An 8,340-nucleotide genomic window follows, 5' to 3' on the forward strand; every position below is an offset into this window, starting at 1 on the left:
ACTGATGGTTATTCCAAGCGGATACCATGCCTGTGATACCAGGCCCGATCCAGGGACCAGACGACCGAGTCGACATCGGGCTGAGAGATCATCAGCTCGATCGCGCGCAGCTCCTGCCGCCAGAAACGCTCGCCGGCGGCGAGCATGGCGGGATCCTCTGACGATTTGTCCGCCAGGTCGGCATCGATGGCCTTCAGGAAGGGCTCGACGGGCGCGACCGAGGCATGTGGACTGGTCAGGGTCACGACCCCGTTGAGGAAGAGGACGGCGCGAAAATCGTACGGATAGCTCGCCAGCACGGGATCCTGTTCCAGAAGTTGGTTGAGCTGCCAGATGCGCGGGGTCATTCCGAGGCGGTTCCAGGCCAGCGAAAACACCAGCAGGGCGAGCAAAATGGCGGAGACGATGATGGCGTTACGCGTCAGGCGATCCATAGCGGGATGAAAACCTCTCAAGATGTCGTCAAAATAAGGCGGTGTCGAATGGCCCAACGACCGAACGTCGCAACTTTCCGGGCACCGCCGGATGCGACATGATGCTTGGCCTCATGGACCGGGCGCAAGCGACAGCCGCAGGCTGAATGCCGTTCGTCGGCGGCTTGCCGAAAGCCTAAACTTCTCACGCGTCATACGAGTCCGGTCAGGAGATTAAATCGATGGGAATGCGTTTGGATCTGTTCTCTCATGTCCCACGCTTGAATTTTCTCAGGCTCAGGCCCTACGGCGAGAACCTGGCAACCCCGGCCGTGACGGTCTGGCTGGGTTTCGCCTGGGTCGTCATCCTCTTGATGGCCAGTCTCGAAGGAATCGTCTGGGGGCTGATCGGCGCCTCCATCGTCCCCCAGGGGGCCGGCTGGCTGAGTCCGGTGGCGGGGCTTTTCCTGTTCGCGCTGATGTTCGCGATCATCTGGATCGTCGACGCCTCGCTGATTCTATCCGAGCGGCCCGCCCTGCGCTTGCGGCGCGGGAACCTTGGAACCAACCAAGGCATCGGTTCGCTCGCGCGCTGGATGTTCGGTTTGCTGGTGCGGGTCGCCATCGTCGCGATTTCGCTTTACGTGACCGCGCCCTTTCTCGCCAAGTTGATTCGGGCCGATGACATCGCCTCCTATCATCAGCGTCAAGTCGAACAGTATTTCGCCCAACGCGACGCGGCGTTGAAGCAACAGGTCAATGCGCGTGCCGCCCAGATCGATGCCTTGTATCGAGACCGCGCCCAGCCGCTGGAGGCGCAGATCGAGCGGCTCAACCAGTCGCTGACGCTGGAACGCGAACAACGCGCCCGGATCGAGGCCGAATATGCGCCCGAAATTGCGGTTCTGCGGCAGGATCTGGCCGCGGCGCAAGCGCGCGTCGGCGACGAGTTGATGGGTCGCGATGGCCGCCCCGAGGGCCGGGGGCCAGAGGCGCGCAAATGGGAGGCCAATGCCGATCGGCTAGCTGCGGTGCTGACCGCCAAGCAAGCGGAAATCGACCGCCGCCTGGCGACGGTCGCGCAACGCATCGGCGATCTTGAGCAGGCGCTGCGCACCGAATCGGAGGCGCTGCGGCTCCTGCGCCAGGAATGGCAGCAGCGCCTCGATCAGGCGACGGCAGAGGAGACCGCGCGGCAGGTGGAGGCGCAGCCGCCACGTCTGACGTTCGCCGCGCGCTCCAGGATCCTGCAAGCGCTGCGCGAGAGTCCCGACGAGCGCGGCGTGCCGCATTTCGAGACGGTGGAAGGGTTTTCACAGGCGGCGCTCGGCGTCCTGTTCTTCGCCTTGATCGCGCTCAAGCTCTTCGAGCCGCCCGCCGTGGGCGCCTATTTCAACGAGAGACTGCAATTGCAGTATTGCAAATATCTCGCGGGCGGCCTGGCCGAGATCCCCGGCTTCGAGCTGCCGGAGGATCCCGCGAAACGTCTGAATCCGGTCGAGTTCGCGCATCTTTGGCAGTCCTTCGAGACGGACCCTGACGCCTTCCATGCCCGTCGCCAGGGGTTGCTGGAAATCCGTCAGCCCTTACTGAAATACCAGGCCGAACAGTCCTTCGAGGAGGAACTGCTCGCCCGTCGCCGGGAGAATCTCGACCAGGAGCAGGCGTTCGCGCAACGCCGCCGCAACCTTGAGTTGACGGCCTACGATCAGGAGTTGCGCGCGCGGATTGCGCAAGTACAGGCGCAACTCGATCAAGAGACCAAGGCGCGCATGGACCATCGCCGAAGCGAACTGGCCAACGAGTTGCAACAGGCGCGCGAGGAATGGGAGCGACGCAAGGCCCAGGAAGAGGAAGACCTGCGCCAGCATCGGGAAGCGTTTGAGCAGTCGCAGGCCTTGACGCGGGAGGAGTTGCATCTGCGCGCGCGGGAGATCGAACGACTCCGCGATGAGCACCAGGCGGCGATCCGCCAGACCGACCTCGAATTTCAGCAGGCCGAGCAGCGGCTGATCGGCGAGCTGGACCTCAAGCGCAGGCGCGAAGCGCTCCAGGTGCGTCAGACCGGCATGCGCGAGGAACTCGACCGACTGCGTGGGCTGGAAGCGCGGCAGGTCGCGGACCGTAACGCGCTGCGCGAGAGCGGGCGCGCCGTGCGAGCAAGGATCGAGACCCTCCGCCAGCAAATCGCGACGGCGGAAACCGAGCTGGCCGCACGGCAGACGCAGGCCGCCGCTCTGACGCGCACCATCGCCGAAGCGACCGCGCCGTCCGCCGCAACGGACCGGCGGACCAAAAAAGGCTTCTGGTCGCGCGGGAATGCCGCCATCGATACCAAAACCCTGCGCGAGTCCACGCGGGAGCTGAAGGCGCTCGAAAAAGCCGAACGCCTGGAGCGCGAACGCCTCGCTCGCCTGCGCGAGGAATTACAGGCAGTGGACATCCGCAAACCGAACCAGGACAGCGAGCTGGATGAAGCGGAGACCCGTCTCTCGGCGCTTCAGGCACGCATCCTCTTTTACGAAGACAGTCTCGGCAACCTGCTCTGCTCGCGCCTCGACGAGGATGAAGGAACGACTGGCGCCGGCGATCAGGAGCTGCAACGCCGCTCTTGAACCGCGTCGACTCTAACGCCGGCCGGTTGCACCGCCCAAGCCGAGCGATCGCAACGAGGCATCCGTCTCCTGGGCGCGGTTTAACAGTTATGAACCATTCAAGATCGCGCGACAGGACGCAGGAGGAACGGGTGCGCTAGAACCCTGGCCGGGTTTTTTCTTGATGGGCCTGCGGGCCTCCTCGCTGAACCACCAGGTAAGCTCCTCGCCACAGCCATCTCCGGGCGGCAGTGCAGCCTGTCGATCGCATTGCGGGCTCCCCGGCGGACAGGCCAGACGCACATGGAAATGAGCGTCATGTCCCTTCCAGGGGCGTACCTTGCGCAGCCAGCCGCGCTCGGCAGTCGCGCTCCGGCACAATTCGCGTTTGATCGCCGGATTGACGAAGATGCGTTCCACCGAGCGGTGACGCGCGGCGGTTTCGATCAGAAAGCGCTGATCCTCGCCCCAGGCGTCGCTCACGGACAGACCGTCCGGGCGCACCATGCTCCGAGGATCGGGTTGCTGGTCCATCCGTCGTCTGGCGTCGGCGGGCGAGTCCGCCAGCGTGAACCAGATGTCCACGTCCAGACCATTCTGATGGCTGCGATGCGAGGACGACATGAGTCCGCCGCGCGGCTGGCTGAGATCGCCGACCATCATCGCAAGACCGCGCCGACGCTGCTGGGCACGCCCGACCTCCTCGATGAACCGGAGCAACTCGGGATGCCCGTAATAGCGGTTGCGATAGCGCCGGATGCTGACATAACCGGCGCCCGTTTCCGGCAGTGCATCCGCGCCGCCGATACAACCGTTGGACACGCCCCCGATGACCTGGATCGGCCCCTGGCTTGGGGATCTCACCTCCGCCCAGGGGGTGGCCAGTCCGTCCGACGCGGGAAGACACAGACAGAGCAGCGTGCCAAGCAGCACCGGCGCATACATGGTTCTGTCCGAACGATGGAAAACCTTGGCGTTGAACATCCGAATCTGCCTCACATCGGAAACCCGCCGGGCGGCATTCCACCCGGCGGCATTCCACCCGGCGGCAAGCCGCCGCCCGGCCCGAAGCCCGGCGGCATCCGGCCCTGCATCGACCGCATCATCTTGGCCATGCCGCCGCCCTTCATCTTTTTCATCATTTTTTGCATCTGCATGAACTGTTTCAGCAGTTGATTCACGTCCTGCACCTGAGTCCCCGAGCCGGCCGCGATCCGGCGCTTTCTGGAGCCCTTGATGACGGCCGGGAAACGGCGCTCGTTAAGGGTCATGGAGTTGATGATGGCGACCAGCTTGCCCATCTCCCGGTCGTTGGCGCGATTCTTGACATGTTCCGGAATCTGACCCATGCCGGGGAGTTTTTCCATCAGGCTCGCGATCCCGCCCATCTGGTTCATCTGCTCTAGCTGCTCCTTGAAGTCGGCCAGATCGAAGTCCTTTCCTTTCTTGAGCTTTTTGACCAGCTTTTCGGCCTTGTCCCGGTCGACCTTGGCCTGTACCTCCTCGACCAGCGAGACCACGTCGCCCATACCAAGGATGCGCGAGGCAACCCGGTCCGGATGAAAGGCTTCGAGCGCCGTGGTTTTTTCGCCCGTGCCGAGAAACTTGATCGGCTTGCCCGTGATCTGGCGGATCGAGAGCGCCGCGCCGCCGCGCGCATCGCCGTCGGTCTTGGTCAGGATCACGCCGGTCAGCGGCAGCGCCTCGTCGAACGCCTTGGCCGTGTTGGCCGCGTCCTGGCCGGTCATGGCGTCGACAACAAAGAGCGTCTCGATCGGATTCAAAGCGGCATGGATGGCCTTGATCTCGTCCATCATCGCCACGTCCACATGCAGACGACCGGCGGTATCGACGATCAGCACGTCTTTATAATGCTTGCGGGCGCTATCCAGCGCGCGCCTGGCGATCTCGACCGGATCCTGATCGCCACTGCTGGGATAGAACTCCGCACCCACCTCGGCGGCAACCGTCTTCAACTGTTCGATGGCGGCCGGACGGTACACGTCGCAACTGACCACCATGACCGATTTCTTTTGTTTTTCCTGGAGCCAGCGGGCGAGCTTGGCCACGCTGGTGGTCTTGCCCGAGCCCTGCAGGCCCGCCATCAGCACCACCGCCGGCGGCTGAGTCGTCAGGTCAAGCTGCTCATTGGCCTGACCCATGATGCTGACCAGTTCGTCATTGACGATCTTGATCAGCACCTGACCGGGGGTCAGGCTGCGGGTCACCGCCTCGCCGAGCGCCTTCTCGCGGATCTCCTCGACGAACCGGCGCACCACCGGCAGCGCCACATCCGCCTCCAGCAGGGCCATGCGCACCTCGCGCAGGGTGTCCTTGATGTTGTCCTCGGTCAGGCGGCCCTGTCCGCGCAGATTGGTCAGGACGCCTTCAAAACGGTCCTGGAGATTCTCGAACATGATCCGACCTCGAAAAGAGAGCTGTCAGCGATAAAATAGACTGTCAGCGATGTAGCGTATAACTTGCGAGTATAATATGACGCACGCAATGCCCCGCGTCGTTTTCAGTCCCACTTTACTTGCACCATGCTGTCGAGCTTATGACTCATACCCTCCTTGCCACCGTCGCCACCCTCTGCTACCTGGCCGCCGCCGCCTTGATCGGTCTGCGCCTGTTTCGCAAGGAGGGATGGATCCCCGAGCGCAATCTCGCCATCTTCGTCGGCTTTGCTGGCCTGGCCCTGCATAGCTGGCTCTTGTGGGATAGCATCTTCAGCAGTGCCGGCCTCAATCTGGGCTTCTATCATGCCCTGGCTCTGACCTCCTGGACGATCATTGCGCTGCTACTCGTCTCCAGTCTGACCAAACCGGTCGACAATCTCGGTCTGATCCTGCTGCCGGCCGCCGCGCTGAGCCTGATTCTGGAGGCCAATTTTGCCGAGGTTAGTTTTCTGCGACCCACGGCGAGCTGGTCGCTGAAAATTCATGTCCTGCTGTCGATGCTCGCCTACAGCCTGCTGACGCTGGCCTCGGGCCAGGCAATCCTGCTCGCGGTGCAGGACCGCCATCTGCGGCGCCGTCGGGTCGGCGGTTTCATCCGCACCCTGCCGCCGCTTCAGACCATGGAAAGCCTGCTGTTCGAGATGATCACCGCCGGCTTCGTGCTGCTCACGCTGGCACTGCTAAGCGGCTTCGCCTTTCTGGAGAACATGTTCGCCCAGCATCTGGTGCACAAAACCGTCCTTTCGGTGCTCGCCTGGCTGGTGTTCGGCGGTCTGCTGATCGGCCGCTTCCGCAAGGGCTGGCGCGGCCGCACCGCGATTATCTGGACACTCGGCGGCTTCGTTATCCTGATCCTCGCCTATTTCGGCACCAAGGCGGTTCTGGAATTTGTTCTGAAAACGTAATTCCATTCAAACTTGGCCTTGTATCCAAGCGCCGAATAGATGCAGAATTGACCGGTCGCGAAGGCGACCGGTTTCGTGGATCGCCAGTCGATCCAGGAACCGGATTTTCAATCCTGGGGCCGTAGCTCAGCTGGGAGAGCGCCGCGTTCGCAATGCGGAGGTCAGGGGTTCGATCCCCCTCGGCTCCACCATATAAATCAAGCCTTTACCCTGTGGTCGTGACCACCTTCAATTTCCCGACGTGACTTAAACGTGACTCGTCGCTCTCGATCATCGCGACGGCTGCGCGCACATTCTCCGGTGCAAGATGCGCGTATCTTTCGGTCATCTTGACAGTCGTATGCCCCAACAGATCGCGAACAGCGGTCAGTGGCACCCCCGCCGAGACTAACCAAGCGGCGCAGGTGTGCCTCAGATCATGCACCCTGAAATCCTCGATACCGGCTCGCTTCCGGGCGGTGGTGAAACTCCGCTTCAGGTCCAACACCCTCGACCCGTCCTCATGACAGAACACCCATGGACTCAATGGGCAATGTCGCGCTCTAAATCGCGACCGTGATAGGATCGCTTCGCGGGCATCCGCATTGATTGGTACGCTTCTTCTCTTGAGTGTTTTGGTGTGGTCGGCTTCCAGGAGGATCAGCCCCGCCTGGAGATCGACCCGCTTCCATTCCAACCCGAGCAATTCGCCTTTCCGACAACCCGTGTTGAGCGCCAGTCGAATGAAGTCGGTCAGGTGCGGTGCCTGGGGTTCGCGGCTCGCCTCATCCAATAAACGTACCGATTCTTCGCGGGTCATCCAGCGTACCCGCCCTTCCGGTGTCCTCAATTTGCGTCCAGGAACGGGGTTCGGTATATCCCACTCCCATTCGCGGCGAGCGTAATTAATCGCCGACGAGAGGACGCAAAGTTCTCGATTAACCGTTCCGTTTGCGACCACTGTTCGACGGTGATCGACATAAAGCCGAATCAGCAACGGTGACAATGCGGACAATTCTGTTCCCCCAAAATGCTGTCGGAGGTTGCGGACGATTTCCTTATCTCGCTGGAACCCCGATGGCCGCTTGTCCGCTTCGCTCGCCTTCAGGTAGCCAACCATCAGTTCATCAAAGGTCCGGCTCGGCTGCTCGCCCCATTGCTTTGCGCTGTGGGCTTCTGCCTGCTCGATGGCACTTACATCGATGAGCATCTGCGCGACACCCGGAGCGACCGGCTCTATCAGGTCAGACTCACCGGCGGCAAGCCGGCGCTACTCTATGTGCTGCTCGAACACAAAAGCGCGCCCGACCCCGGCACCCCGCTGCAACTACTCGGTTATCTGGTGCGGATCTGGACCCGCTATGCCGAAGGCCGGGCATCGCGCTTGCGTCGCCTGCCGCCGATCCTGCCCCTGGTGCTCTATCATGGCCGCCAGCCCTGGAGCGTCCCGACCTCGATTCTGGAGTGTCTGGACACCGATGACGAGGTGCGGGAGTGGCTGCGCGATCTGCGCTATCAGGTGCGCGAGCTGGGGCCGATGCCCTATCCCGACCGTTCCGCCGATCCCGCCGTGCGCGCCGCGCTCGGTGCCCTGTGCGCCGTCTTCGTGCGCGATCTCGCGCCGGCTGACCTCGCTCGCATTCTGCGCGACCTCCCCGACGGCGAGGCACTGGAACGGCAGGTTTTGGTCTATATTGTGCGCCACTACGCCATCACCGAAACCCAATTCCGCGCCGCGCTGGCCGAAGCCAAGCCCGAACGCGAGGAGAGTTTGCACATGACCGTTGCTCAAGAATGGATCGAACGCGGGATCGAAAAAGGGATTCAGCAGGGGATCCAGCAGGGGATCCAGCAGGGGATCCAGCAGGGCATTCAGCAGGGACTGCGGCAAGGCATGGACTGCGGTCGCATGGAGGCGCTGGTCGAAACGCTGATCGAGATCCTGGAAGCGCGTTTCGGTCAGGTTGATGACCACCTGCGTCAGCGCCTC

At 62.6% G+C, this 8,340-nt stretch carries 7 protein-coding genes and 1 tRNA gene; 4 read left to right on the forward strand and 4 right to left on the reverse strand.

Annotated elements, in window-relative coordinates; translation table 11 throughout:
* Positions 1 to 8 precede the first annotated feature (8 nt).
* Positions 9 to 434: a hypothetical protein gene (locus tag QZY07_RS21405; protein ID WP_295407153.1), complete on the reverse strand. Its 426-nt coding sequence runs from the start codon at positions 432 to 434 to the stop codon at positions 9 to 11.
* A gap of 221 nt (positions 435 to 655) precedes the next feature.
* Here QZY07_RS21405 and QZY07_RS21410 point away from each other — a divergent pair, with 221 nt between their 5' ends.
* On the forward strand, positions 656 to 3,028 hold the full coding sequence (locus QZY07_RS21410) for a hypothetical protein (protein WP_295407156.1): 2,373 nt from the start codon (positions 656 to 658) through the stop codon (positions 3,026 to 3,028).
* A gap of 87 nt (positions 3,029 to 3,115) precedes the next feature.
* Here QZY07_RS21410 and mepA read toward each other — a convergent pair whose 3' ends face one another.
* Positions 3,116 to 3,952, reverse strand: a complete 837-nt coding sequence (gene mepA / locus QZY07_RS21415) for a penicillin-insensitive murein endopeptidase (RefSeq protein WP_295407159.1) — start codon at positions 3,950 to 3,952, stop codon at positions 3,116 to 3,118.
* 50 nt (positions 3,953 to 4,002) lie between these two features.
* Entirely contained in the window at positions 4,003 to 5,424 is a 1,422-nt protein-coding gene (gene ffh, locus QZY07_RS21420; protein ID WP_295407162.1) for a signal recognition particle protein, read from the reverse strand.
* Between the two features lie 140 nt (positions 5,425 to 5,564).
* Here ffh and ccsA point away from each other — a divergent pair, with 140 nt between their 5' ends.
* Both ccsA and QZY07_RS21430 read left to right on the forward strand, forming a co-directional pair.
* On the forward strand, positions 5,565 to 6,371 hold the full coding sequence (gene ccsA, locus QZY07_RS21425) for a cytochrome c biogenesis protein CcsA (protein ID WP_295407164.1): 807 nt from the start codon (positions 5,565 to 5,567) through the stop codon (positions 6,369 to 6,371).
* Positions 6,372 to 6,486: 115 nt separating this feature from the next.
* Positions 6,487 to 6,562, forward strand: a tRNA-Ala gene (locus QZY07_RS21430).
* Positions 6,563 to 6,576: 14 nt separating this feature from the next.
* Here the strand turns inward: QZY07_RS21430 and QZY07_RS21435 are convergent.
* Positions 6,577 to 7,560 carry a site-specific integrase gene (locus QZY07_RS21435; RefSeq protein ID WP_295407167.1) on the reverse strand — a complete coding sequence of 328 codons (984 nt, stop codon included), beginning with the start codon at positions 7,558 to 7,560 and terminating at the stop codon, positions 6,577 to 6,579.
* On the opposite strand from QZY07_RS21435, the gene QZY07_RS21440 reads away from it, so the two are divergent.
* On the forward strand, positions 7,507 to 8,340 hold an 834-nt coding region (locus QZY07_RS21440), incomplete at its 3' end, for an Rpn family recombination-promoting nuclease/putative transposase (protein ID WP_295407170.1). The genes QZY07_RS21435 and QZY07_RS21440 overlap by 54 nt on opposite strands.

The sequence above is a fragment of the uncultured Thiocystis sp. genome, assembly GCF_903866365.1.
In the GTDB taxonomy this organism is placed as follows: Bacteria; Pseudomonadota; Gammaproteobacteria; order Chromatiales; family Chromatiaceae; genus Chromatium.

What these genes read in the sequence shown, in the direction of transcription:
- QZY07_RS21405 (WP_295407153.1), bottom strand. Translation starts at nt 434, where the DNA reads ATGGATCGCCTGACGCGTAACGCCATCATCGTCTCCGCCATTTTGCTC.
- mepA (WP_295407159.1), bottom strand. Translation starts at nt 3,952, where the DNA reads ATGTATGCGCCGGTGCTGCTTGGCACGCTGCTCTGTCTGTGTCTTCCC.
- ccsA (WP_295407164.1), top strand. Translation starts at nt 5,565, where the DNA reads ATGACTCATACCCTCCTTGCCACCGTCGCCACCCTCTGCTACCTGGCC.
- QZY07_RS21435 (WP_295407167.1), bottom strand. Translation starts at nt 7,560, where the DNA reads ATGCTCATCGATGTAAGTGCCATCGAGCAGGCAGAAGCCCACAGCGCA.
- QZY07_RS21410 (WP_295407156.1), top strand. Translation starts at nt 656, where the DNA reads ATGGGAATGCGTTTGGATCTGTTCTCTCATGTCCCACGCTTGAATTTT.
- ffh (WP_295407162.1), bottom strand. Translation starts at nt 5,424, where the DNA reads ATGTTCGAGAATCTCCAGGACCGTTTTGAAGGCGTCCTGACCAATCTG.